The organism is Microbulbifer rhizosphaerae, from assembly GCF_014191725.1.
Lineage (GTDB): Bacteria > Pseudomonadota > Gammaproteobacteria > Pseudomonadales > Cellvibrionaceae > Microbulbifer > Microbulbifer rhizosphaerae.
Genome location: NZ_JACHWZ010000009.1, coordinates 19,510 through 44,098 on the forward strand (window position 1 = coordinate 19,510; position 24,589 = coordinate 44,098).

The window sequence follows — 24,589 nt, forward strand, 5'->3', positions numbered from 1 at the left end:
ACAGATCCTACAGCGCGACTTTGATCAGTTGATAAAACGCATTGGGATAGAACAGCAACAACATACAACCCAAGGTAGTAACCCCTATCGCCAACAGCGACGGCCAGGGCGCTTCGCGAATCGCGACAGGCGGCCCCCCGCTGTCCTGCCCGTTCCCGCTAAAGAAAGCCCGCAGCGGAATGGGCAGTAGGTAGGCAATACTGAGCAATGAACTGCCCATCAACAGCGCCATCAGCAGCCACTGGCCCGCCTCCAGGGTGCCCAGCATCAGGTACCATTTACTCCAGGTGCCGCCGGTGGGGGGAATACCAATAATGGATAGACTGGCGATAAAGAATGCAACCATGGTGACGGGCATCTGCCGGCCTATGCCGCGCAGTTGATGGATCTCGGTCTTGTGCGCGGCCACCAGAATCGCGCCCGCACAGAAAAACAGGGTAATTTTTCCAAAGGCGTGCATCACGATATGCAGTGCGCTGCCGGAGAACCCGGCACTGGTGGCCAGCAGGGCTCCCATGGTGATATAGCCGAGCTGGCTCACCGTCGAATAGGCCAGGCGCGCCTTGAGATTCTGCTGCCGCAACGCCACCACCGAAGCCAGCAGCACGGAAATGCCGGCCAGGTACAGCAACCACTCGGTGGCCGGGATACTTCCCAAGGTATCCAGGCCGAAGATCAACAGGCAGACTTTCAGCAGCACGAACACTCCGGCCTTCACCACCGCCACCGCGTGCAGCAGCGCGCTCACCGGCGTCGGCGCCACCATGGCCGCCGGCAGCCAACGGTGGAAAGGCATCACCGCCGCCTTGCCCACCCCGAACACATAGAGCGCCAACAACACCGACAGCAGCGAGCGGGGCGTATCCGCGTCGAAGACACCGCCGGGGGTAAAGGACAGCGTCCCGGCGAGCAGCCAGGTGGCGACGATCGCCAGCAGGAAGAAACCAATGGAAGTGCCCAGGAGAATACCCAGGTACACCCGCCCCCCGGCCCTGGCCTTGTCGGTGCCCGCGTGGGTGACCAGCGGATAGGTACTGAGCGTCAGCACCTCGTAGAAGACAAACAGGGTGAAAAGGTTTTCCGCAAAAGCGATTCCCATGACCGCGCCGATGGAAACCGCGAACAGGCTGTAGAAGCGCGTCTGGTTCCCCTCCCCGTGCCCGCGCATATAGCCGATCGCATACAGTGTGGTCACACTCCACAGGAAACTCGCGATCAGGGAAAACAGCAGGCCCAGGGGTTCCGCGCGAAACGCCAGGCTCAGGCCCGGCATCAGTTCCAGCCAGCGGATCTCCACCAGTTCACCGCGGAAAACCGGGTCGTAAAGCGAACAGACGGTGGCGAACAGCGCGGTGCCGGCGAGCAGCGAAACCGCCTCGCGCAGGTTCTCGTGGCGGCCCAGAAGCCGGATGCCCGCCACCGCCACCAGCGGCAACAGAAGTGCGAGTTGCAGCAGGCTCTCGTTGCCGATCACAGGGCACCTCCGAACAGGGTGCGGGAAGCCATTTCAGTGACGGCCAGCGGCAACCGCGTATCGACCCCGAAATACAGGTTGGCCAGTGCCAGCAGCCAAGTGGGTATCAAAAGACTGAGCGGAGCCTCGTCCGCCGGTTTGTCGGGCGTCTCTGGCGAATGGAAATAAGCGGCCTCCACCAGGCGCCAGACATAGGCGACCGCGAGCAGCGAACCGGCGACCAGCAGCAGCGCCACCAGCCAGTGGCTGCTGTCCACCGCCGCGGAGATCAGGTACCACTTGCTGATAAAACCCGCGGTCAGCGGCATGCCGATCAGGCTGATACCGCCGATGACGATCGCCCCCATGGTCCAGGGCATACGGCGGCCCAGGCCGCGGAAAGCGGAAATATTGGCGCTGCCGACACGGTAGACCACCCCGGCCAGGGCGAGGAACAGGGCCCCTTTCATCAGCGCGTGGTTGAACAGGTGCAACAGCGTCGCCTGCAGGCCGGCGGCGGTGCCCAGGCCGATGCCAACGATCATATAGCCCACCTGCGCCACACTGGAGTAGGCGAACATCCGCTTGATATTCATCTGGTAGACGGCCACCACCGAAGCGGTCAGCACGCCCAGCAATCCCAACCCGATCAACAAATGTTGCAGCGGTAGTACCGAGAGGGAGAAGTCGACGCCGAATATACTGACCGTGAAACGGATCAGCAGGTAGACAGCCACCTTGGTGGCGGTGGCGGCGATAAACGCCGTCACCACCGAAGGTGCGTAAGCGTAGGCGTTGGGGAGCCACAGGTGTAGGGGAAACAGGGCCAGTTTCAGGCAGATCCCCACCAGGATAAACGCGAAGGCGGCCAGCACCGTCGTCGATGTTCCTATCGCCGGCAGCCGCGCCGCCAGGTCCTGCATATTCAGGGTGCCGGTCACCATATACAAGAAGCCGATGCCGATCAGCAAAAAGGTGGCACCGACGGTTCCCATCACCAGGTACTGAAAGGCCGCCCAGAGGGCGCGGCGGTCCCGTCCCAGGGCGATAAGCGCGTAGGTGGACAGGGAAGAGATCTCCAGGAACACGAACACGTTGAACACGTCCCCGGTGGCCACGATACCCAGCAACCCGGAAAAACACAGCAGGTAGAGGGTATAGAAAAGTATCTGCTGCCCTTCCTCCAGCTCCCGCCGGATACTGGTGTGGGCAGCGGCGAGCACCACTGTGCCCAGCGCGCTGACGATCAGCAGCACCCAGGCATTGAGAATATCGATGCGGTACTCGATACCCCAGGGAGCATCCCAGCCGCCCAGGTGATAGCTGATCACGCCGCTGTCGATCACCTGTTGCAACAACAGCGCGCTGACCGTCAGGGCCGCCAGGCTCACCAGAAAGGTGAACAGCCAGACGAGCCCGGATTTGCGGATAATCAGGCAGGAGGGCGCGGCTACCAGCGGCAATATGACCTGTAGTACGGGCAAATGGGCTAACACTGGCTGTCCCTTGTCTGGATGTCCCGCTCTTCAATCGTGCCGTAGGCCTGCTTGATACGTATTGCCAGTGCCAGGGCGAGAGCGGTGGTGGCAATGCCGACGACGATCGCGGTGAGAATCAGCACATGGGGCAGCGGATTGGAATAGAGTTCCACTCCTTCGGTCAGGATGGGCGCACTGCCGCCATCCACCTTCCCCACGCTGATATAGAAAATAAAAACAGAGGTCTGGAAAATATTCAGCCCGATGATTTTTTTCACCAGGTTGCCCCCGAGGATCACCACGAAGAGCCCGATCATCATCAGTGCAATGACAATCCAGTAGTTGTAAAGGGCCGCAACCAACATCTACCCCGCCCTCCTTCCGGCCAGTTGCCCGGAGAACACAAAAAATACCAGCATCATCACCGACGCCACGGTAATCCCCACGCCCAGTTCGATGGCGATAATGCCGATATGCTGCCCGGTCACCGGGTCCCCGGCGAGGTCGCGGTAATCCAGGTAGTTGTTGCCGGTAAGCATTCCCAGCAGGCCCACGGTGCCGTAAAGCAGCACGCCGACGGCCGCGATCACCTGGACAACCGCGTTGCTCACCACCCTGGCCACCACATCCAGACCAAACAGCATGGCGTAGAGAATAAATCCCACGGCGAAGATCACTCCCGCCTGGAAACCGCCCCCGGGTCCATATTCGCCGTGAAACTGCACATACAGGGCGAACACCAGGATCGGGGGGATCAGTATCTTGCCGATCACCCGGAGTATCCGGTGCCCGCGCATCGGCGACAGAAGCTCCCCTCGCACCGGTTCACCCTGCGGCGGCAGTGACATCAGCAGGGCCAACACACCCAGGCCCGCGGTAAAGATCACCACCACTTCGCCCAGGGTGTCGTAGGCCCGGTAACTGGCCAGTACCGAGGTGACGATATTGGGGATGCCGATTTCATTCATCGACTCGGTGATATACCGCGGCGCCACATGCTGTTGCGCCGGGGCCTCGGGCGAACCGAAAGCCGGCATATCCAGGGTGGCGGCCACCAACAGCGCGCCCACCAGTATCACCAGCGACAGGGAAAAAAGTACCCGACGGGTATCGGTGCCGGCCTGGAAACGCCCGGTGAGCGACAGGGTCGCGAGCATCAGCAGCGGCGAAATGCCCGCGCCCACCGCGGCCTCGGTAAAGGCCACGTCCACCGCCCCCATGACCATAAAGAAACTCGCCGATAAAAGGCCGTAGATGCCGGCCAGCATCACCGCGGCGAGCAGGTCCCTGGCCCAGGCGATCGCCACGGCGGTCACCAGCAGCAGGCCCAGCAACGCGATATCAACCAGCAATTCCATCACAAGCGCCTCGCAAAAACTCAAATACGGCCGCTGTCCGGCTCCACTTCCACGGCAGCGGAACCGACCTCTTCCACAACCCCGGCATCCACCTGCCCGTCCACGGCCAGCGCCGGCCGGCCCAGCTGCGCCGCCCGCGCCAAAGCATGGCTGGCAGTGGGGCCGGTAAAGAAAATAAACAGCAGTATCATCCCCAGCTTGGCCAGCGCCAGGGACCAGCCGGCCATTGGCATCAGGCCGCAGATAATCAGGAAGCTGGCCAGGGTGTCGGTAATACCGGCGGCGTGCATCCGCGTGTAAAAATCCGGAAAGCGCAGCAGGCCAAGGGCGCCGGAGAGCATCAGCAAACACCCCAGAGCCAGCGACACGCCGCTGATCGCGGCAACCGCATTCTCAATCATGTTCCGCCCGCTCCCGCACCGCCGCGTCGTATTCGAAATACCTGAGCACACCGATCACGCTGACAAAATTGATCAGCGAGTAAACCAGGGCCACATCGAGAAACTCCGGCCTGCCGAACAGAAAACAGATTACCGAGATCAACAGCACCGTCTTGGTGCCGAACATATTGAGCGCGAGAATGCGGTCGTAAATGGTCGGTCCGAGCAAAGCCCTGGCCAGGGCCATGCACATCACAACCAGCAGTGCGACAGTCGTTGCGATAAGCATCTATTCTTCCAGCCCTCTGACACGCCGCTCCATCTCCCCGGAGTGCAGCTCCGAGAGCCCCTCCCGGGTGAGGGCGTGTACGATAATGGTGTCACCCTCCAGTCTCATCGCCACGGTGCCGGGGGTCAGGGTGATCGAGTTTGCATAGATCACCCTTCCCAACTCCGTTGCCTGGTTTGCCGGTATGCTCCCGATACAGGGGCTGATCGCCGACGGCCCGCGCCAGGCCCGGATCACCACATCCAGGTTGGCTGCGAGAATTTTCCGGAACAGCCACCAGTAATACCCCGGCAGCTTCAGCGTCAAATGAATCGGTTGGGATTCGTGGTCCACAATATCCATGCGGTGCGCGATCCAGACGACGAAAGCGACGGACAGCAACCCCAGGGACAACAGCAGCGCCGTGTAATGCCCGGAATTGAACAGCCAGATAAAAGCGAGAATCAGAAATACACTGGCAGTGTGACGCATTCTCTACAGCTCCCGGTCACACCGGTAGAAATCCTCGAGCAGCTTCCGCACCACCACGGAAGCGTCGGCCCCGCCGGGCAGGTCGTAGTCCGCACCGGCCACCCGGTTCACCAGGGTATCCAGCGGTTCGTCGTGGGGAAGGCAGTAGGGGCTATGCAGGCGCTGTTCGGTCTCCTCGGACAGGCGCACACCGCGGGTGCGCAGTGCGCGCTGCACAAAGGGAGAAGGCCTGGATTCTTCGGAGACCGCAGCGGGAACCGCAGCGAGAAATCCCTGCAGAAATGCCCGGCAGGTGGCTCCGGGGATCAGGTGTCCCCCCTCCCGGTAGGCCTTGCAGGCGGCGACGAAATCACGCGCGCTCAGAGGCTCCAGCGCGGATGCCTGCGGGCACAGCACCAGCAGGCCCAGCAGGCCGATACAGGCGGAGAGTCGCGGTCTTATTGACATAGTGTTTATTGTTGTTCACGCAAATTTATACTCGGGTTGCCGTTAACTGTGGCACTCTTGTTGTAATAAATATTGTCAAATATGTGAAAAAGTGTGGCAGAACTTGAAAAACAGATTTTTGAATAGCGCCACTTGGGAGCGCATCGCTCGGAAATGTGAATTTTTGTAGCACCTAGCTTGGCCCGGGATGCCCACTTTGCTACAGTCCGACAATCTGTATAAAAAATAAATTGATTATGTCGGCGTCCAAAGCCCGTGTCCTCGTCGTGGATGACGACAGTGATATTCGTTCGCTGGTGTCTGCCCTGCTCACCGCCGAGGGCTATACCGCCCTCTCCGCGGGCGACGGTGACGAGATGTTTTCCCGCATTGCGCAGACGCGGGTGGACCTGATTCTGCTGGACGTGATGCTACCGGGAAGGGACGGCTTCGAACTCTGCCGGCAATTGCGCGCCGACAACGAAATGCCACCGGTGATCATGCTCACCGCCAAGGACGAGGAAATCGACCGGGTCGTGGGGCTGGAACTGGGCGCCGACGACTATATCGTCAAGCCGTTCAGCGGTCGGGAGTTGCTCGCGCGCATCAAAGCGGTGCTGAGACGCGCGCACCAGAGCCCACCGCGGGACAAGCACAACCAGTTCCGATTCGCGGGATGGCGCTTCAATCCGGCGCAGATGGAATTGTACAGCCCGGACGCCACCGCCATTCCCCTCTCCACCAGCGAGACCGAATTGCTGCTGGCGTTCGTGCAGAATCCGCAGGTTCCCCTCTCCCGCGACCGGCTGCTGGACCTGACAAAGGGCAGGAACAGCTATCCCTTCGACCGCAGCATCGACTCCCACGTCAGCCGCCTGCGGCGCAAACTGGGGGATAACGCCAAAAAGCCGGAAATCATAAAGACCGCCTGGGGCACCGGTTACATATTCACCTACCCGGTGGAGACGATGTGACCGCCTGGCTGCCCAGCTCCATCAAGTCTCGGGCTGCACTGGTGCTCTCTGCCGCCTTCCTGCTCTCCCATGCGGTCAGCCTGGCGATCTACGAAATCAATCGCGAGAAGACCATTCTGCTCACGGAAGCCACGGATCTCGCCGCGCGGATTATCGGGGTCGTGAACCTCGCGCGGAGCTTTCCCAAAGAGGATCGCGAACAGATTCTCGCCGCCGCCGAAACCCAGTTTCTCACCATGTTCCCGGAACCGGCCAGCCTGGACGACGAGCGCTGCCGGGACAACGACTTCTCCGCGCGAATGTCCGAGTCCCTCGACAGCGCCTTTGCCGACGTGCCCGGATTCGACGCCCGTGTTTGCCTGCGCCGTCTGGCGGCCGCACAACTGCTCGCCCGCGGCGATCCCCGGCGCGGTTTCGATGTACTGGTGTCCATCAGCTTTCCGGACGATGAGCGGGCCGTCTTCCACGCCATCCTTCCCGAAGGCGAATCCCTGATCCACGATGCGGTGCTCATCTACCTGCTGTTCTCCAGCGCGGTCGCCCTGCTGCTGGCCTGGTACCTGATACGCCGAACTGTGGCCCCGCTGGAGCAGCTGGCTCAGGCGGCGGACGACATCGGAATGAATATCGACGCTCCTCCTCTGCCCGAGAGCGGCCCGCGGGAAGTCGCCGCGGCGGCCCGGGCATTCAACCGCATGCAGCACCGCCTCCGCAGGCTGGTGCACGGACAAACGGAAATGCTGGCAGCCATTTCCCACGATCTGCGATCGGCGGCAACCCGCCTGCAGCTGCGTGCGGAGCTGTTGCGCGATCCACAGGAGAGCGAGGGCCTGCTCAGGGTGGTCAACGACATGAAGTCGATGATCCAGTCGGTGGTCGATTTCGTGCGGGGCATAGAGCCGAACGAGACACCCCGGCGCATCGATTTCACCGCGCTGGTCGAGAGCCTCGCCGAGGACCTGAGGGAAGAGGGCTATCCCGTAAGCTGCACACACACTGAGCGCGCGCATATCCTGGACTGCCGCCCGGTGGCCCTGCGCCGCGGGCTACAGAATATTATCGACAACGCCGTCAAATACGGCGGCTCGGCGCATATTCGCATGGAAGCAGACCGGCAGGGTGTCTCTGTTCTCGTTGAAGACCGGGGACCGGGAATTCCCGAAAATGAGCTGTCCGCGGTACTCAGACCTTTCTATCGGCTGGACAAGTCCCGCAGCAGCAAAACCGGTGGCGTGGGACTGGGCCTGTCCATCGCCCGAAATATTATCCAGGCCCACGGCGGGCAACTCACTCTGCGCAACCGCAGCAGCGGCGGGCTGCGGGTTGAAGTGTATATCCCCTTCAAGTAACGGCTTCCCCGCGGACCTTTTGACGCGAAACGGCTTATTTATTGAAAGAAATTTAAACCGGGTTATTTCTCTGCGATCTGCCATGCACAATTCCATAGAGAAGTGGCAATACAAATAGCGTCAATAATGTCGAGGAGATGATCCCGCCGATCACCACCGTGGCCAGGGGCCGTTGCACTTCGGCACCGGTACCCGTATTGAGCGCCATGGGCACGAAACCGAGGCTGGCCACCAGCGCCGTCATCAGTACCGGTCGAACGCGAATCAGGGCGCCATCGACGATGGACGAGAGCAACTCGCCGCGCTCGCGCCAGAGTTCGCGGATAAACGACAGCATCACCAGCCCGTTCAGCACCGCCACCCCGGACAGCGCGATAAAGCCCACCCCAGCGGAAATCGACAGCGGCATGCCCCGCAGCCACAGCGACAGCACGCCGCCGGTCAGCGCCAGCGGCACGCCGGTGAAGATGATCAGCGCATCCCGCAGCGAGCCGAAGGCGGTCACCAGCAGCCCCAGGATAATCAACAGGGTTACCGGCACCACCAGTGACAGGCGCCGGCTGGCGGATTCCAACTGCTCGAAGGTGCCCCCGTAATCCAGCCAGTAGCCCGGCGGCGGCTGCACATCGCTGGCGATGCGCTCCTTGACCTCGTCGACAAAGGAGCCCAGGTCCCGGTCGCGCACATTGGCGGTCACCACCACCCGGCGCTTGCCGTTCTCGCGGCTGACCTGGTTGGGGGCCGGGGCCATTTCCAGGCTGGCGACTTCCTCCAGTGGCACAAAACCGCCGGCCGGCAGTGACACCGGCAGGTCGCCGAGGCGGTCCAGGTCGCGGCGGATATTTTCCGGCAGGCGCACCACCAGCTGGAAACGGCGGTCGCCCTCGTAGATAAGCCCGGCGCTCTCGCCGCCGATGGCGGCGGCCACCAGCTCCTGCAGCGTCTGCAGGTCGAGGCCGTAGCGGGCCAGTTGGATGCGCTTCGGCACCACCGACAGCACCGGCAGCCCCTCCACCTGTTCGACGCGCGCATCCGCGGCGCCGTCGATGCCTCGCAGCACCGCGAGAACCTCGTTGGCCGATGCCACCAGTTGGTCCAGGTCGTCGCCGAACACCTTGATGCCCAGGTCCGCGCGCACACCGGAAATCAGCTCGTTGAAGCGCATCTCGATCGGCTGGGTAAATTCGTAGTTGTTGCCGGGCAGCTGGCGCACCGCCGCCTCGATTTCCTCGATCAGCTGGTCCCGGGGCTTGTCCCGGTCCGGCCACTGGTCGCGCGGTTTCAGGATCACGAAGTTATCGGCCACGTTCGGCGGCATGGGGTCGGTGGCCACCTTCGGCGTGCCGATCTTGGCGAACACCTTGTCCACCTGCGGGAAGGCTTTGATACGCTGCTCGAGGATTTCCTGCATCTCCAGCGACTGCTCCAGGCTGGTACCTGGAATGCGCAGCGCGTGCAGGGCGATATCCCCCTCGTTGAGCTGGGGAATAAACTCGGCGCCCAGGGTGGTGGCTAGCCAGGTGCACAGCGCCACCAGCAACCCGGCGGCGGACAGCACCAGCCAGCGCGCTTTCATCGCCGCCAGCAGTAGCGGCCGGTAGACGGACTTCACCGCAGTGATCAGGCGGTTCTCCTTCTCGCTCACCCTGCCGGTGAGGAACACAGCCACCGCTGCCGGTACCACAGTCATTGACAACACCAGGGCCGACAGCAGCGCCATCACCACTGTGGCCGCCATGGGGTGGAACATCCTGCCCTCCACCCCGGTGAGCGAGAACAGCGGGATATACACCACGGTGATAATCAGTACCCCGAACAGGCTCGGGCGGATCACTTCATTGGTGGCGTGGAATACCAGTTCCAGCCGCTCCTGCAGTGGCAGGGTGCCGCCGTGACGGCGCTGGGCCTCCGCCAGGCGGCGGATGGCGTTCTCGACAATGATCACCGCTCCATCCACGATCAGGCCGAAGTCCAGTGCGCCCAGGCTCATCAGGTTGGCGGACACGCCGGTCTGTACCATGCCGGTGATGGTGGCCAGCATCGACAGCGGAATCACCGCCGCGGTGATCAGCGCCGCGCGGAAATTGCCCAGCAACAGGAAGAGCACCGCGATCACCAGCAATGCGCCCTCGATCAGGTTTTTCTGCACTGTGGCAATGGCCTTGTCCACCAAGGTGGTGCGGTCGTAAACCGCCTCCAGGCGCACCCCTTCGGGCAATGATGGTTTTATTTTTTCCAGCGCCGCGGCCACGTCGCGGGCCACCGCGCGGGAGTTCTCCCCCACCAGCATCATCGCGGTGCCGAGCACGGTTTCCCTGCCGTCGCGGGTGGCGGCGCCGGTGCGCAGCTCCTTGCCGATGGCCACCTCGGCGATATCGGCGATCTTTACCGGCGCGCCGTCGCGGTTGGTGACCACCACGTTTTCGATATCGGCGATATCCTTCAACTGCCCCGGCGAGCGCACCAGCAGCCGGCGACCGTTGGTCTCCACGAAGCCGGCGCCGCGGTTGTCGTTGTTGCGCCGCAGGGCCCCGGTTACGTCTTCCATCGACAGACCGAAGGCGAGCATTTTGCGCGGGTCCGGGGTCACGTGGTACTGCTTGTCGAAACCACCGATGGTATTCACCTCGATCACCCCCGGCACCAGCGCCAGCTGCGGTTTGATGATCCAGTCCTGGATTTCCCGCAGGGCGGTGGCGTCGTAAGGGCGGCCGTCCGGCTGGGTCGCACCGGGCAGCGCCTCGACCGTATACATGTAAATCTCACCGAGGCCGGTGGCGATGGGTCCCATCTCCGGTTCCAGGCCCGGCGGCAGCGCGCCCTTGATGGCGCCGAGGCGCGCGTCGATCAGGTTGCGGGCGAAATAGATATCGGTGCCCTCCTCGAACACCACCGTGACCTGCGACAGGCCGTAGCGGGACAGGGAGCGCGTATAGGACAGATTCGGCAGGCCCGCCAGCGCCGTCTCCACCGGGTAGGTGATGCGCTGCTCCGCCTCCAGGGGCGAATAGCCCGGTGCTTCTGTGTTGATCTGTACCTGTACGTTGGTGATATCCGGCACCGCGTCGATGGGCAGCCTCTGGTAACTCCAGAGTCCCGCACCCACCAGCACCAGTACCAGGGACAGTAGCAGGTAGCGCCGCTCTATCGAGAGGCGCAGTATGGCTTCAATCATGACTGGCCTCCGTCAGTGGGCGTGGGCTGCGCCGGATTTCTCAATGTCCGCCTTGATCAGGTAGCTGTTGGCGGTGACGTAGCGCTCGCCGGGCTTCAGCCCGTCCAGCACCTCGGTAACACGGCCGTCGGAGCGGCCCAGTTCCAAGGGGCGCGCCTCGTAGACGTCGCCCACCTTCACGAAGACCACCGTCCAGTCGCGCAGCGGTTGCAGCGCGCGCTGCTCCACCAGCAGCGGCACCCGCACCCGGTCCACTTCCACTTTGCCTTCCAGCATCAGGTCCGGCGGCCAGTTAAGTTGGCGGTTATCGACAGGCGCGCGCGCCACCACGAAGGACTGAGCCATTACGCCCGGCACCAGGGTGGCGATCTCCGCCTCCACCTCCTGCCCGTCGGCACTAAGGATCACCTTCTGGCCGCGCGCCACCTGTGCCCGCTGCGCCGGGAATACCCGCAGTTCGGCCCAGAGTTGGTCGTAGTTGGCGATGGTGAACAGCTCGCGCTCTCCGCTGTATTCGCCGGCACTCGCCCGCTTGTCGATCACCAGTCCGTCGATGGGCGCCGTGATCGGGTAGACCTGCAGGCTGTCGTTGGACTCCACTTTCGCCAGCGTCTGTCCCTTTCGCACCCGGTCGCCGATCTCCACCGCCACGGATTTGATGGGTCCCGGATAGCGGGCCCGCACGTGGCTGAGGCTGCCGTGGGCCAGGGCTGTTTCGCCATACAGGGTGAGCGATTTGCGAATTTCGCCAGGGCCGGCGACGGCGGTTTCTATCCCCACCTTGGCGGCCATTTCGGCGCTGATCTTCACTCTGGCCTCGTGGGATGCGTAGCTCCACTCGGCGCGCTCGGCATTGCGCGCCAGTGAAACCTTTACATCGAAGGAATGGGGTTCCTCAACCGAGCCTTCCGCTCGCCAGAAGCCCCCCGCGGGCGCGAACCGGAAGCGGTCCACGTCGCCACCCAGGCGGGTCAATTCCACCGTCAGTCTCGCGTCGCCCGCTTCGGTGAGCAGCTCCCCGCCGTCGCTGATCCAGGCGCGGAATTCCGGCGGTACGCCGCGCTCGAAGATCAGCAGCTCCACCTTCAGGTCGCCATCCTCCAGCAGGCGGCCGCCGTGGGGGCCGCGCGTTTCTTTGTGCTCATCGTGTTCGTCGGCGTGACCCTCACCACTGGAGGCGAAGGCCGGACCCGGTATCGCCAGGCCAACGGTGCACAGCAGCAGCGCGATAAAGGGCAGCGCCGCGAAAATATTTTGCCATCTGTTATTCATTGGTAATCCGGTCTCGCTACTTGCTTGGTTCCGCGCCCGCTGGCACCAGCGGCGCGGCGGTCATCTGTTCGATTTCGGCGCCGAAGCGCAGCGCCGCGGCGGCGGCCTCTATCTGCGCGCGGCGGGCGCCGATCAGTTCCTCCCGCGCCGAGGCCCATTCCAGGTAGGAGTAGCGGCCGCGGCGGTAGGCCCGCTCCACCTCCACCAGTGCCTCGCGCAGGGTCGGTACCACGCTGTCCCGCAGCACCTGCACAGAAGCCAGCGCCTGCTCGCGGCCGTTGACCGCGCGGAACAGGCCGCTCTTCAGGCGCAGCAGTGCCGCCTCGCGCTCCACGGCCACCCGCTCCCGCTCGGCAATGGCGGTGGCGATGGCGCCGGAGTTGCGGCGCGCCGGAAACAGCGGCAGCTCGAAGCCGGCCACCAGGGTGGTCTCGTCGATTTCGCGGGAGCGGCGGATACCCGCGGACCAGCCGATATCCAGGCTCGACTGGGTTTCGGCCAGGCGCAGCTCGGCCGCACGCAGCCGCTCTTCGGAGGCAAAGCGGGCGATGGCGGGGTTCTGCTGCGCAAGGCTGTAGAGTTCGGCGAAGCCGGCCGAGGGGGGAAAGCGGTAGAGCTCGGCGGATTCCAGGCGGAAAGCGGAGGTTTCGCCGCCCCACAGCGAGGCCAGCGCCAGCTTGTGGTACTCCACCTGGCGCTCCTCCGACTGCACCGCGAGGCGCGCCTGCGCCAGTGCCGCGCGAGCGCGCAGGGCCTCCGCCCTGGGCGAGGCCGCCGCTTTTACGCGGCGCTGCACCGCGCCCAGGGTGTCGCCGGCGAGGGCGACCGAGTCCCGCGCCAGCGCCAGCCGCGCCTGGGCCGCCAACACTTCCACATAGCGGCGGATCACCTCGCCGAGGAGATCCAGGGCCACAGCTTGCGCCTCCGCCAGCAGCAAGTCGCGCCGGGCGGACACTGCGCCCATCCGAGCCGCGCGCTTCCCGCCCAGTTCGATCACCGAGGATAGGGACACGGTCAGCTCCGCCTCGTCGGAACCTCCTTCACCGCCGAAGTTTTCCAACTCGGCGCCGAGTTCCAGCGGCGGCCGCAGGGCGGCGGTCTGCACCTTGCCCGCCAGGGCTGCATCGCGAAAGCGGAACACCGCCAGCTCCGGGTTCTGCGCCAGAGTGCGGTCGATGGCCTCAGTGAGGGTAAGTTGCGCCGCGGGTTCAGGCTGTTGGGCCCGAACCTGCGGCATCCACATTATCAGTGGCGCCAGCGCAAACAGCACGGCACGCTGGAGGAGCGCGCGAATTGCGCGCGCAAAACAAGACAACATAGATTGCTCCCGAATTACGTCGTGATAGGCGCGCCCAAAATGCGGGCGCGCGCTGGGTCAAGGCGTAACTCAGGCTATGGGTGGTCGGAAAAGCGCGGAATAATAGCCGGAAGAAAAGGAGGAACTATTCGCGTCCAGCAGCACGCGGCTGCCGGGATCGAAAAAACGCGGCGCCTGGCCGACGATACCGATAACACTGACACCGTGGCAGTGACAGCAGTGATGGCAGAAGTCCGGTCCGTCCGGGTGCGGCGCGGTCTTGGCTACACCCGATTCCAGGTCCACGGAAACGAGTACGCTTTCGGCGCCGTCCAGGTGGTGCGGCGGCACATGGGTGGCGACATCCTGCAATTCCTCGTGGCTATCGTAGAAAGCCACCGCGGTCTGGAAGACCAGCAGTGCGATCAGCAGATAGCAAACTCGAAAGGCGTTCATTGCAGAGGTGGATCGCTTGGGTGATATAGTGGCGCTGACTTTAGCAAAGCGAAACCCGATACTCAACGCCACCCGCGGATATTCACCCCTGTGCTGATCCTGAAAACCACCGCACTGTTTTTTGTTACCGCCCTGGCGGAAATCGTCGGCTGCTTCCTGCCCTGGTTGTGGCTGCGCAAGGGGGCCTCGCCCTGGCTGTTGCTGCCGGCCGCCGCCAGTCTCGCGCTTTTCGCCTGGCTGCTGACGTTGCACCCGGCGGCCAGCGGTCGCATCTACGCCGCCTATGGCGGTATCTATGTGGCCACCGCGGTACTGTGGTTGCGGGTGGTGGATGGGGTGCGACTGTCGATGCACGATTGGCTGGGTGCCGCCATCGCACTACTGGGCATGGCGATTATCGTTGCCGGTTGGAAGGGTGCTTGAGCTTGCGGTCTACGGGTAAAATTTCCGACAGTACTTACATATCGTTAATCAAACGGCGGTCGCGAAACGCCGAGGCCAGGTGTATCAATGGCACTTGGGTGAAAGTGGTGTACAGGAGGACACCCAGAACAGGCCAGAGCAATAGCTCCCAATCGCCGGTCAGCCCTGGTGACTTCCAACCGATGGACATTCCGGCAAGGATGGCAACGAGATAGATCCAGACCTGGCGCTGTTCCAGTTTTTTGCGCATTGCGTACGTTACTTATCCTGATGGAGTTTCTGACAATATCGATAGGGCGAGTTAAAGCGGAAACACCTTACAGGCCCGTCAACCAACCGGGAAGCATCTGCACTGCCCAGGTCTGCAGCAGCTTGTCGAAGCCGGTGAGCACGAGTCCCCCTCGCCGCCCCAGGGTGGGGCCCACACAGGGAAGCCAGACAACGCCCAGCAGTATCCCCACGCCAAATTGGCCATAGCCGCTCTCTGTGCTGGCATCGATATTCAAGCGGGAAGTTAGAATCGACAGGCTCAATGTCATGCGGTTGGCCAGGGTTTTGATCACCAGTACGATACCGGCGGCCAACAGGATGAAGGCGGCGAGGTAACGGAACAATTCCGGGTCCAGCCCCGCGTTGACCAGAAAGAACATCAGCACACTGCCGGCCACGGCGAAGGACAAGCTCAGCCCTGCGGCCAAGGCGAGGGGGCCGAATCGGCCGGTCGTGGCGGACGAGGCGATGACCACCGGTACCAGGGGCCAGACACAGGGCGACAGAATGCCCGCCATCCCCGCCAGGAAGGCGAGGGGGAGCGCCGTCAGTTCAAGGCTCATCGGTCACGGCTTCAAGTTGGCTGAAAATCCTCTCCTTGCGGGTTTCCCCGACGGAGAGCCAGACCTGTTCGGTGCCTGAAAACAGTACCAGCGTCGACTGATGCGGGGCCTTGAAATGGGTGACCCACTGCTTCTGAGTGTCGTAGTCCACGTTGAGGATATGCAGTCCGGCGTCCGGATACTGCTGCTGATATTCGGTGAGTATCTGCTTTTGCTTCCGGCAGCTCGAACACCATGGAGCGCTGATGTGTACCAGCACGTTTTCTCCCTGCTCCTGCAACATCTCGAACCTTTTCATGCTGAATGACTCGGTGCCCTGCGCCATCGCTACCGGTGCCAATATCAGGGAATACAGCAGCACCACATATCCCGTCAGGGCCGAAAGTGTCTTGTGCATCATGGGCATCTCTCCTCTTCCTGTCACTTCGACGGTATGTACCGTCAGTCTTCGTTTTCATGGCGTTTCATGGGCCAACTTGCTTGCCGAAGTAGCGGTCCAGTCCCCATAGCAGCAGACCGAACAGCAGGTGCGGCAGGGCGGAAGCCGGAATCAGCTTGGGACCGATCGCCAGGCCGGCGATTCCCCAGCCCACCACGGGGAAGAACACCAGCAGGATGGCTACCCATAGCACGGCGGCCAAGCCCAGCGCCGTCAGGAGGTTCTTGCGCGGGAAATACCGCACAAACACGACCGACCAGAAGGTCACATAGGCCGTATGGAAGAGCAGGCCGACCGGCATTGGCAGGGTTCTCCCCAGCAGGGTCTCGGCAAAGGCCAATGAAGGTGGCTTCGGGAAAGGCGACACACCAGCCTTTAGCAAGCTCACCATCACGATGGCGGTGAGAATCGATACGGCAATCCCGATGCTGATCGCTTTTGACCAGGAAGGTCTGGTTTGGGATGTCTGGATCATCTTGCGCTCCTCATCTCTTCTGATCTCGTTGCCTCTGGCTACCGACGCCCGCTTCGGCACATCCGCCGACCTGGCCACAACTGCAACCAGCACCCCTTCTCAAACTGCAACTAGCGGCCCTTCTCAATGCTGCGCGACGGCGCAGGTAAAGGTAGCCGCCGATGACGCCAAGGACGGCGATGCCAAGCCCGATCTTCCCTACCGACGCCACGCCCACTCCACCTGCGGCGAAGAGTGCGATCATGGCTGTGGCGACCGGCGGTGCACAGCAGACCGCGCAAGCCGTGAGCAGTAAGCCGCCAGTGGTGACGGCCTTGCCGATGGTTCCGGGTTTCTCGCTCATAATGCCTTCCTCTCGAATTCGGGCGCGGTACGGTTCGTTATGTTCATTTAAGAACTCCTTCCTCATCACTCTGGACAGCATCCTATTCCTTCAAGTAACTTGAAGGGCAACAGGAGAATTTCAGTCATGAGTGTTCACGTCCGCGGGCTCAGCATAGGTGCCCTCGCCAAGGCCGCCGGGGTTACCGCTCCGACCATCAGGTACTACGAGGAGATCGGGCTCTTGCCGACGCCGAACCGTAGCGCGAGCGGCCAGCGCGTCTACCAGGGTGCCGACCTGGAACGCTTGATCTTCATCCGCCGATGCCGGGACTTCGGCTTTCCGATTGAACAGGTAAGGCTGCTCTCCGGACTTGCGATCAGCCCTGACCGCGACTGCATCGAGGTGCGCGATATCGCCAGCGCGCATCTCGCCGATGTGCGCGCGAAGCTGGCGGAATTGCACGAGTTGGAGAAAAGTCTTGAGGTATTCGTCGACCAGTGTGAGGAAGCGTGCTGCGGCGGCCCGGGCCGCAACTGTGTGGTGTTTACGGAGTTGACGAAGCAGGCATCCGATTAATGAAAACCCTCCTCATTCCCGTTCATCGCGGATGTGGATCGCTTTCGGTGATAGAGTGCGTTGACTTTAGCAAAGCGCTACCCTGCCCCCAACTCAATCAGCGGATATTCATCCCGTGCTGTTACTGAAAACCACCGCACTCTTTGTATGGGAATTATCGTGGCCGGCTGGGAGCGGGGATAAAACTGCCGAGCCAGTGGACCACTTTGCGCCGGCGCAATATAAGCAGAAATACCGCAGCCGCGAGGTAGAGTGCCGGCTCCATCCAGCCACTCTTTACCGACCACCAGAAATGCCAGCAGCCCAACAGCAGGACCACATAGGCAAAGCCGTGGAGTTTTTTCCAGTGTTTCCCCATCAGCCGCATCAGTTTTGGAATCGAGGTAAGCGCCAGGGACAGCAGCAGTATCCAGGCCATAAAACCCAGCAGAATATAGGTGCGCTCAATCAACTCACCGCCAATCAGGGACCAGTCAAAGGCGAGATCCAGGGCCAGCCAACTGGTGAAATGCAGTGAAGCCCAGGTAAAACACCATAGTCCCAGCGGACGGCGCAATCGGTTCAGCTGGCCGGTGGACAGCCACTGGGCCAGCGGGGAAACCAGCAGGGTCAGCAGCAGCAATCGCAGGGCGCCGATGCCCAGGAAATGTATCAGCTCCTTTACCGGGTCGCCGCCCATCAACCCCGCGTTTACCGCATAAAAAAGCCACAACAGCGGCAGCGCCGAGCCGATATGCACCGCAAGCTGCAAAATAATTGCGAGGGTTTTGCGAAACCGGAGCGGCTGGATTCCGGATTTCTGTTCGAGAACTGCCATACGCTAAAAGTATTTTCTCAAGTTCATTTGTGAGTACAGTGATGCTACCTGGTCGCCGTAGCCATTGAACGACAGTGTTTCCTGCCGGGTGACCGACAGCGGGCCGCCGGGGCCGATAAACCGCTCCGTGGCCTGGGACCACCGGGGATGGTCCACCGCCGGATTGACATTGGCATAAAACCCGTACTCGTTCGGGGCCAGGATATTCCAGGTGGTGGGCGGCATTTTTTCCAGCAAACGTATTTTGACGATGGACTTGATTCCCTTGAAGCCGTATTTCCAGGGCACCACCAGCCTGATCGGGGCGCCGTTCTGGGGTGGCAGGGTCTTACCGTACAAACCGACTGTCAGAATGGTCAGGGGATTCATCGCTTCATCGATACGCAGGCCCTCAACGTAGGGGTAATCGATACCCCCGCCCAGGTACCGGTCTTTTTGTCCCGGCATCTGCCCGGGATCGTACAGTGTTTCAAAGGCGACGTATTTGGCCCTGCTGGTGGGTTCGAAACGCTGGAGGAATTTGCCCAGTTCAAAGCCGATCCAGGGGATCACCATGGACCAGGCCTCCACACAGCGCATGCGATAAATACGCTCCTCCAGCTGCGATCCGGCCATCAGCTGCCACACATCCACTTTGCCCGGTTTGGCGACCTCCCCTTCGACGGTCAGCGTCCAGGGCTCCACTTTCAGCGACTGGCTGTTGCGAGCCGGGTCTGTCTTGCTGGTGCCGAATTCGTAGAAGTTGTTGTGATTGATGGCCTTGGCTTCTGGCGTCAGGGTCAGTGAGGGCCCGGGAGAGTGCGGACTGAATTGCAATGCCTTGCGCTCGGCCGTCTCCCGTTCTTCAGAGTCCGGAGACAGGAAATCGAGCAAACCGGCGTGAGCGCCGCCCGCGGCCAGCATGCCGCCGAGGCCGATGCCTTTTAACAGCGTGCGGCGATTCAGGTAGGCGGTCTCGGGAGTGACACTGCCTTCCGTCAGATCCCCCCGCTTCTTGGTCTTTATCAACATAAACAGATTACTCCGCCAGGTCTGCGCCCGGGTTATCTCGAGAGGCACAATCAACGTTGTGACAAAGTAAGTTGTGGAAAGTTGGAATCAACTTCCCGCAATCCGCTATCGGGCCAGTTCCCCGGTACTTCCGGGCCACAGCCGCGACAATACGTTTGTCTGGCACCAGGGCCATTTTCTTACACAATTGCCGGCAGAGCCCAGCCTAAGGGTTTTCCGTACCTTCCAGGCACTGGCGGACACTGCACCAGATTTCAAGTTGAGCGGCAGCTCGTCGCGGCGTGACCCGCCGGGCTCCCCGGCAGCATGGCAGGATCTGCCCAGGATACCGCCGCCGGGGATCAACAGACCGACAGAGGCGTGCCTCCGGGGGGACTGTCAAGCTCCCTCGCCTGCCCGGGCCTTCTGACCGAGCAGTGAATTATCGTCAAATCAAAAACTTACTGTAATAACTTAAAGTAAAAACTATTGAGGCAGACCAGGCTTCGCCTCGATCAGTTCGCAAATCGTGGTACGCAAAAGCAAATCGCTGCCGGGAAAAGGAATTCTGTTCCTCTGAGGGCTTTTTGGGGGCACCAACTGTCCCGGATTGGACACATTTCATGCCTTTTGGAGCTTTGTGCCTTTATACTTGTCCTAAGCTATATCTCGCCGCCGCCACTCCGGGCGGTGGTGAACTGTGAAGTAGGACGTATTAAAGAGACCCCCTATGCTGACCAATCGGATCGCCGCCCTGTTTTCCGGCCTCTTAATCCTCACCCTGACCCTGCTGCCCGTGGCCACCCTGGCCGAAGCGGATGCCCTGCAACCGGAGGAGGACCAGGGCAGTACCGCCCGGGAGATCGTCGGCAAACTCGAGATGCTGCACTACAACAAGCTGAAGCTCGGCGACGAGATGTCCGAGGAGCTGTGGGACGAATATATTGAGGCCCTGGACCCCACCAAGAGCTATTTCCTGGCTTCCGACATCAACGAGTTCCGCCAGTGGCGCACCAAGCTGGACGACGAATTACGCACCGGCCAGGTAAACCATGGTTTCGAGATCTACAACCGCTACCGCCTGCGGGTAACCGATCGCCTGAACAATATCCTTTCCCAACTGGATAAGGGCCTGCCCGAGTTCGACTTCGATAGAGACGAATCCCTGGAGGTGGACCGCGAGGACAGCCAGTGGCCCGTCTCCATCAGCGCCGCCGACGAGCTGTGGCGTAAGCGCCTCAAATCCAGTGTGCTCAACTTGCGCCTCACCGGTAAAAAGGACGAGGAGATCCGCGATCTGCTCACCCGCCGTTACACGGGCCAGTTGAAGCGGGTGAAGCAGCAGAGCAGCGACGATGTATTCGAACTCTATATGAACTCACTCACCCGCTTGTACGATCCCCACAGCAACTATCTGTCGCCGCGCTCACTGGAAAACTTCAATATGAGCATGTCTCTCTCCCTGGAGGGCATCGGCGCCGTGCTGCAGATGGAGGATGAATATACCAAGGTGGCCCGCCTTGTCGCCGGTGGTCCCGCGGATCGCACCGGCAAACTCAAACCCAACGACAAGATCGTCGCCGTGGGCCAGGACAAAGAAGGCGAGATGGTCGACGTTGTCGGCTGGCGCCTGGATGACGTGGTGGAACTGATTCGCGGCGCCGCCGGCACCTATGTTCGCCTGGAGACAATCCCCACCGGCGGCGACGGCAGCCACCGGACCATCCTGATCAAGCGCAGCAAGGTGAAGCTCGAGGACCAGGCGGCGAAAAAGGCGATATTCGAATTCTCCGACGGGGAGAAGAGCTACAAGATCGGCGTGATCAACCTGCCGACCTTCTATATCGATTTCGAGGCCTATCGCCGCCGCGATCCGAACTACAAGAGCACCACCCGCGATGTGGCCAGGCTGCTCAACGAGCTGGAAGAGGAGAACGTCGATGGCGTGATCCTGGACCTGCGCAACAACGGTGGCGGCTCCCTGCAGGAGGCCACCATGCTCACCGACCTGTTTATCGACCAGGGCCCGGTGGTGCAGATCCGGCACGCCAACGAGCAGATTTCCAGACATAACCGCTCCCGCTCCCGCGCTATGTACCGCGGGCCGCTGATGGTGCTGATCAACCGCCTGTCCGCCTCCGCCTCGGAAATTTTTGCCGGCGCCATCCAGGATTACAACCGCGGCCTGGTGGTGGGCAACCAATCCTTCGGTAAGGGCACGGTACAGACCATGGCGCCGCTCAAGGAAGGCCAGCTGAAGATCACCCAGTCCAAGTTCTACCGGGTATCCGGCGACAGCACCCAACATGCCGGGGTGACTCCGGATATTCCCATGCCACAGCTGATCGATACCGAGAGCGTGGGTGAGAGCGCCTACGATACCGCCCTGCCCTGGGATCGCATCCACGCGGTGCCGCACGCCAAGTACTTCGACCTGAAGGAACTGCTGCCGGCGTTGGTCAGCAAACACAATCAGCGCACCGCGACCGACCCGGACTTTGTCTACCTGCGCGAGCAATTCCGGTTCGAGCGGGAACGGGCCGACCAAGAGTCCATTTCCCTGAACGAAAAGGCGCGGGAAGAGGAGCGCGAAGCGCTGAACGAGCGGCTACTCACCATGGAAAACCGCCGTCGCAACGCCAAGGGCCTGGAGCCCTACGAGAGCTTTGAGGCCTTGGAGGAAAGCGAATCGGACGATGTCGCAGCCCTGGGTGGGCCAGTGGAAATCAAGCTGGAAGATGATCCGATCCTGAACGAGGCCGGCTACATCATGGCGGATTTTATCGGCCTGAATAAAAAGGCCTCCAAGGCGCCACCGCAGGTGGCGAATTTCTAAACCCCGGGAACGCGGAGCGCCAGCTCCGCCTGCGGGCCGGAGGCCCGCTTCATGTGCCCGGGACAGATTGCAGAAGCGGCCCGCGGCCGCGATCATTGTTTTCAGGTTGGGCTTGAGCCCAACCTTTTTATTTTCAGGGGGAAAATATGAAAGTCGTATCCTTCAACGTCAACAGTATCCGCGCGCGCCTGCACCAGATGGAGGCGCTGGTGCAGAGCCACAGTCCGGAGATTATCGGCCTGCAGGAAACCAAGGTCACCGACGAGGATTTTCCCGTGGATGTGGTGCGCGACCTGGGTTACGAAGTTATTTTTTCCGGCCAGAAGACCCACTACGGCGTCGCCCTGCTCTCCCGCCTGCCGTTTGTTAAAGAGGAGTACGGCTTCCCCGAAGATGGCGCCGACGCCCAGCGACGCACGGTAATCGGCCAGTTCGATATCGGCAAGGGGGAACCGCTAACAGTGATCAACGGCTACTTCCCCCAGGGGGAAAGCCGCGAGCACCCGATCAAATTCCCCGCCAAGCGCAAATACTATGCGGACCTGGACACATACCTGCAAAAGCACTGCAAACCCAGCGCTCCCCTGCTGGTGATCGGCGATATGAATATCTCCCCCACGGACCTGGATATCGGCATCGGCGAACCCAACCGCAAGCGCTGGCTGCGCGACGGCAAGTGCAGCTTTCTGCCCGAGGAGCGCGAGTGGCTGGAAAAAATCCAGGGCTGGGGACTGGTGGATACCTTCCGCGAACAGAACCCGGACACCAACGATGTGTTCAGCTGGTTCGACTACCGCAGCCGCGGCTTCGAACGCGACCCCAAGCGGGGCCTGCGCATCGACCTGATCCTGGCCAGCGACTCCATGGCCCAGGCCTGTGTGGGCACCGGGGTGGACTACGAGATCCGCGCCATGGACCGCCCCTCCGACCACGCGCCAGTGTGGGCCGAATTCAAGCTCTGATCCCCGGGACCGCGGAGCTCCAGCTCCGCCCGCGGGCCACAGGCCCGCTCCCATTCCCCCTCCAATAGCCCCTCGCCAGTCCACCAACGCTCGCTCTTCGACCTTGCGCATACGGAAAACCATATATATGATTCAGCGCATATCCAAAAGCAGCCCCACAAATGAACCCTCTCCAATTCTACAAATGCCTGGCCGACGAAACCCGCCTGCGCTGCATATTGCTGATCCATATGGAGAGAGAACTCTGCGTCTGCGAGCTGACCGGTGCCCTGGGAGAAATCCAACCCAAAATCTCCCGCCACCTGGCCCAACTGCGCAAATGCGACCTGCTGCTTGACCGCCGTCAGGGCCAGTGGGTTTTCTACCGTATCAATCCCGCCCTGCCCCTCTGGACAAAGGCGGTCCTGGAGCAAACTGCCGAACACAACCGGCAGTTCCTCGACGAAAACCTGAAGAAGCTATCCTCCATGGGAGACAGGCCGGAACGTCTGCGCTCCTGTTGCTAACGGAGCAGGAAAAATATGGCAATCAGAATTGGTATCAACGGCTTCGGCCGCATCGGCCGCCTGGCTCTGCGCGCAGGCTGGGACTGGCCAGAGGTGGAATTCGTGCAGGTCAACGATCCCGCCGGCGATGCGGAAACCCTGGCGCACCTGCTGAATTTCGACTCGGTGCACGGCCGCTGGCAGCATACCGCCGAGGCCGACGGCAATACCATCGACATCGGTGGCCGACGCCTGGCCTGCTCGCGGAATAGCGCCATCGCCGATACCGATTGGTCCGGGTGCGACCTGGTGATCGAGGCCTCCGGCAAGATGAAATCCACCGCCCTGCTACAGGCCTATCTCGATCAGGGTGTCAAACGGGTGGTGGTCTCCGCACCGGTCAAGGAGCCGGGCGTGCTCAATATCGTAATGGGCGTCAACCACCAGCTTTACGACAGGGATCAGCACCGTATCGTGACTGCCGCCTCCTGTACCACCAACTGCCTGGCGCCGGTGGTCAAGGTAATCCATGAAAAACTGGGGATCAAACACGGCTCCATCACCACCATCCACGATCTCACCAACACCCAGACCATTCTCGACGCGCCGCACAAGGATCTGCGCCGGGCCCGCGCATGCGGTATGAGCCTGATCCCCACCACCACCGGTTCCGCCACCGCGATCACGGCAATTTTTCCCGAACTGCAGGGCAAGCTGAATGGACATGCAGTGCGCGTACCCCTGGCCAATGCCTCGCTCACCGACTGCGTATTCGAAGTGGAACGGGCCACCAGCGTCAACGAGGTCAACAGTTTTCTGAAAGCCGCGGCGGAAACTGAGCTGAAGGATATCCTCGGTTACGAGGAGCGCCCGCTGGTTTCCATCGATTACAAAACAGACCCCCGCTCCAGCATCATTGATGCCCTGTCCACCATGGTGGTGAACGATACCCAGGTAAAAATCTATGCCTGGTACGACAACGAGTGGGGCTATGCCAACCGCACTGCGGAGTTAGCGCGAATGGTTGGCTCCATGGACCGGAATTTGTAA

Annotated in this window: 27 protein-coding genes; 8 read left to right on the forward strand and 19 right to left on the reverse strand. The window is 61.7% G+C overall.

All coding sequences use genetic code 11. The features are described 5' to 3' along the window. Positions 1 to 7: 7 nt before the first annotated feature. The 8 genes from FHS09_RS10455 to FHS09_RS10490 are packed head-to-tail and all read right to left on the reverse strand — an operon-like array spanning position 8 to position 5,876. Positions 8 to 1,474 (reverse strand): proton-conducting transporter transmembrane domain-containing protein, encoded by a 1,467-nt coding sequence (locus FHS09_RS10455; RefSeq protein WP_343057465.1) that lies wholly within the window; start codon positions 1,472 to 1,474, stop codon positions 8 to 10. After that, positions 1,471 to 2,949: a proton-conducting transporter transmembrane domain-containing protein gene (locus FHS09_RS10460; RefSeq protein ID WP_183459576.1), complete on the reverse strand. Its 1,479-nt coding sequence runs from the start codon at positions 2,947 to 2,949 to the stop codon at positions 1,471 to 1,473. The genes FHS09_RS10455 and FHS09_RS10460 overlap by 4 nt, the downstream gene beginning before the upstream one ends. Then, positions 2,943 to 3,296 (reverse strand): cation:proton antiporter subunit C, encoded by a 354-nt coding sequence (locus tag FHS09_RS10465; protein ID WP_183459578.1) that lies wholly within the window; start codon positions 3,294 to 3,296, stop codon positions 2,943 to 2,945. The genes FHS09_RS10460 and FHS09_RS10465 overlap by 7 nt, the downstream gene beginning before the upstream one ends. Beyond that, the gene (locus tag FHS09_RS10470) at positions 3,297 to 4,289 is read right to left on the reverse strand and encodes a DUF4040 domain-containing protein (RefSeq protein WP_183459580.1); all 993 of its coding nucleotides are present in this window, start codon (positions 4,287 to 4,289) and stop codon (positions 3,297 to 3,299) included. A gap of 20 nt (positions 4,290 to 4,309) precedes the next feature. Further along, on the reverse strand, positions 4,310 to 4,690 hold the full coding sequence (gene mnhG / locus FHS09_RS10475) for a monovalent cation/H(+) antiporter subunit G (RefSeq protein ID WP_183459582.1): 381 nt from the start codon (positions 4,688 to 4,690) through the stop codon (positions 4,310 to 4,312). Further along, a complete protein-coding gene (locus FHS09_RS10480; protein ID WP_183459584.1) occupies positions 4,683 to 4,958 on the reverse strand; it encodes an MrpF/PhaF family protein in 276 nt (91 codons plus the stop codon). Before FHS09_RS10480 ends, mnhG begins: the two co-directional genes overlap by 8 nt. Next, positions 4,959 to 5,429, reverse strand: coding sequence for a Na+/H+ antiporter subunit E (locus FHS09_RS10485; protein ID WP_183459585.1), 471 nt, complete (start codon positions 5,427 to 5,429; stop codon positions 4,959 to 4,961). A gap of 3 nt (positions 5,430 to 5,432) precedes the next feature. Beyond that, positions 5,433 to 5,876 carry a hypothetical protein gene (locus FHS09_RS10490; protein WP_183459587.1) on the reverse strand — a complete coding sequence of 148 codons (444 nt, stop codon included), beginning with the start codon at positions 5,874 to 5,876 and terminating at the stop codon, positions 5,433 to 5,435. Positions 5,877 to 6,112: 236 nt separating this feature from the next. Here FHS09_RS10490 and FHS09_RS10495 point away from each other — a divergent pair, with 236 nt between their 5' ends. Then, positions 6,113 to 6,829: a response regulator gene (locus tag FHS09_RS10495; RefSeq protein ID WP_183459589.1), complete on the forward strand. Its 717-nt coding sequence runs from the start codon at positions 6,113 to 6,115 to the stop codon at positions 6,827 to 6,829. Next, entirely contained in the window at positions 6,826 to 8,178 is a 1,353-nt protein-coding gene (locus tag FHS09_RS22830) for an ATP-binding protein (protein WP_183459591.1), read from the forward strand. Before FHS09_RS10495 ends, FHS09_RS22830 begins: the two co-directional genes overlap by 4 nt. Positions 8,179 to 8,230: 52 nt before the next feature. Here FHS09_RS22830 and FHS09_RS10505 read toward each other — a convergent pair whose 3' ends face one another. The 4 genes from FHS09_RS10505 to FHS09_RS10520 form a co-directional block, all read right to left on the reverse strand. Then, the gene (locus tag FHS09_RS10505; protein ID WP_183459593.1) at positions 8,231 to 11,353 is read right to left on the reverse strand and encodes an efflux RND transporter permease subunit; all 3,123 of its coding nucleotides are present in this window, start codon (positions 11,351 to 11,353) and stop codon (positions 8,231 to 8,233) included. Between the two features lie 12 nt (positions 11,354 to 11,365). Continuing rightward, the gene (locus FHS09_RS10510) at positions 11,366 to 12,625 is read right to left on the reverse strand and encodes an efflux RND transporter periplasmic adaptor subunit (RefSeq protein WP_183459595.1); all 1,260 of its coding nucleotides are present in this window, start codon (positions 12,623 to 12,625) and stop codon (positions 11,366 to 11,368) included. A gap of 16 nt (positions 12,626 to 12,641) precedes the next feature. After that, positions 12,642 to 13,943 carry a TolC family protein gene (locus tag FHS09_RS10515; protein WP_183459597.1) on the reverse strand — a complete coding sequence of 434 codons (1,302 nt, stop codon included), beginning with the start codon at positions 13,941 to 13,943 and terminating at the stop codon, positions 12,642 to 12,644. Between the two features lie 69 nt (positions 13,944 to 14,012). Beyond that, positions 14,013 to 14,378, reverse strand: a complete 366-nt coding sequence (locus FHS09_RS10520; RefSeq protein ID WP_183459599.1) for a hypothetical protein — start codon at positions 14,376 to 14,378, stop codon at positions 14,013 to 14,015. Positions 14,379 to 14,468: 90 nt separating this feature from the next. Here FHS09_RS10520 and FHS09_RS10525 point away from each other — a divergent pair, with 90 nt between their 5' ends. Beyond that, positions 14,469 to 14,801, forward strand: coding sequence for a YnfA family protein (locus FHS09_RS10525; protein ID WP_343057467.1), 333 nt, complete (start codon positions 14,469 to 14,471; stop codon positions 14,799 to 14,801). A 34-nt stretch (positions 14,802 to 14,835) separates the two neighbouring features. Here the strand turns inward: FHS09_RS10525 and FHS09_RS10530 are convergent, their stop codons facing one another. From FHS09_RS10530 to FHS09_RS10550, 5 genes are all read right to left on the reverse strand, one after another. Continuing rightward, positions 14,836 to 15,051, reverse strand: coding sequence for a hypothetical protein (locus tag FHS09_RS10530; protein ID WP_183459601.1), 216 nt, complete (start codon positions 15,049 to 15,051; stop codon positions 14,836 to 14,838). A gap of 67 nt (positions 15,052 to 15,118) precedes the next feature. Continuing rightward, a complete protein-coding gene (locus FHS09_RS10535) occupies positions 15,119 to 15,634 on the reverse strand; it encodes a cytochrome c biogenesis CcdA family protein (protein ID WP_183459603.1) in 516 nt (171 codons plus the stop codon). Further along, positions 15,624 to 16,034, reverse strand: coding sequence for a thioredoxin family protein (locus tag FHS09_RS10540; RefSeq protein WP_183459605.1), 411 nt, complete (start codon positions 16,032 to 16,034; stop codon positions 15,624 to 15,626). Before FHS09_RS10540 ends, FHS09_RS10535 begins: the two co-directional genes overlap by 11 nt. Before the next feature lie 64 nt (positions 16,035 to 16,098). Further along, positions 16,099 to 16,548, reverse strand: coding sequence for a hypothetical protein (locus FHS09_RS10545; RefSeq protein ID WP_183459607.1), 450 nt, complete (start codon positions 16,546 to 16,548; stop codon positions 16,099 to 16,101). A gap of 10 nt (positions 16,549 to 16,558) precedes the next feature. Beyond that, complete coding sequence (locus tag FHS09_RS10550; RefSeq protein ID WP_183459609.1) at positions 16,559 to 16,891, reverse strand: hypothetical protein; 333 nt, start codon at positions 16,889 to 16,891, stop codon at positions 16,559 to 16,561. Positions 16,892 to 17,017: 126 nt separating this feature from the next. Between FHS09_RS10550 and FHS09_RS10555 the strand changes: the two genes are divergently transcribed. Then, positions 17,018 to 17,449, forward strand: a complete 432-nt coding sequence (locus FHS09_RS10555) for a MerR family transcriptional regulator (RefSeq protein WP_183459611.1) — start codon at positions 17,018 to 17,020, stop codon at positions 17,447 to 17,449. 154 nt (positions 17,450 to 17,603) lie between these two features. Here FHS09_RS10555 and FHS09_RS10560 read toward each other — a convergent pair whose 3' ends face one another. Both FHS09_RS10560 and msrP read right to left on the reverse strand, forming a co-directional pair. Continuing rightward, positions 17,604 to 18,266 carry a protein-methionine-sulfoxide reductase heme-binding subunit MsrQ gene (locus tag FHS09_RS10560; RefSeq protein ID WP_183459613.1) on the reverse strand — a complete coding sequence of 221 codons (663 nt, stop codon included), beginning with the start codon at positions 18,264 to 18,266 and terminating at the stop codon, positions 17,604 to 17,606. Positions 18,267 to 18,269: 3 nt separating this feature from the next. Beyond that, positions 18,270 to 19,277 carry a protein-methionine-sulfoxide reductase catalytic subunit MsrP gene (msrP, locus tag FHS09_RS10565; RefSeq protein WP_183459615.1) on the reverse strand — a complete coding sequence of 336 codons (1,008 nt, stop codon included), beginning with the start codon at positions 19,275 to 19,277 and terminating at the stop codon, positions 18,270 to 18,272. A 709-nt stretch (positions 19,278 to 19,986) separates the two neighbouring features. Here msrP and FHS09_RS10570 point away from each other — a divergent pair. From FHS09_RS10570 to FHS09_RS10585, 4 genes are all read left to right on the forward strand, one after another. Further along, positions 19,987 to 22,092, forward strand: coding sequence for a carboxy terminal-processing peptidase (locus FHS09_RS10570; protein ID WP_183459617.1), 2,106 nt, complete (start codon positions 19,987 to 19,989; stop codon positions 22,090 to 22,092). A 146-nt stretch (positions 22,093 to 22,238) separates the two neighbouring features. Next, on the forward strand, positions 22,239 to 23,054 hold the full coding sequence (gene xthA / locus FHS09_RS10575) for an exodeoxyribonuclease III (protein ID WP_183459619.1): 816 nt from the start codon (positions 22,239 to 22,241) through the stop codon (positions 23,052 to 23,054). A gap of 161 nt (positions 23,055 to 23,215) precedes the next feature. After that, positions 23,216 to 23,560 carry a metalloregulator ArsR/SmtB family transcription factor gene (locus tag FHS09_RS10580; protein WP_183459621.1) on the forward strand — a complete coding sequence of 115 codons (345 nt, stop codon included), beginning with the start codon at positions 23,216 to 23,218 and terminating at the stop codon, positions 23,558 to 23,560. Positions 23,561 to 23,575: 15 nt separating this feature from the next. Continuing rightward, positions 23,576 to 24,589, forward strand: a complete 1,014-nt coding sequence (locus FHS09_RS10585) for an ArsJ-associated glyceraldehyde-3-phosphate dehydrogenase (RefSeq protein WP_183459623.1) — start codon at positions 23,576 to 23,578, stop codon at positions 24,587 to 24,589.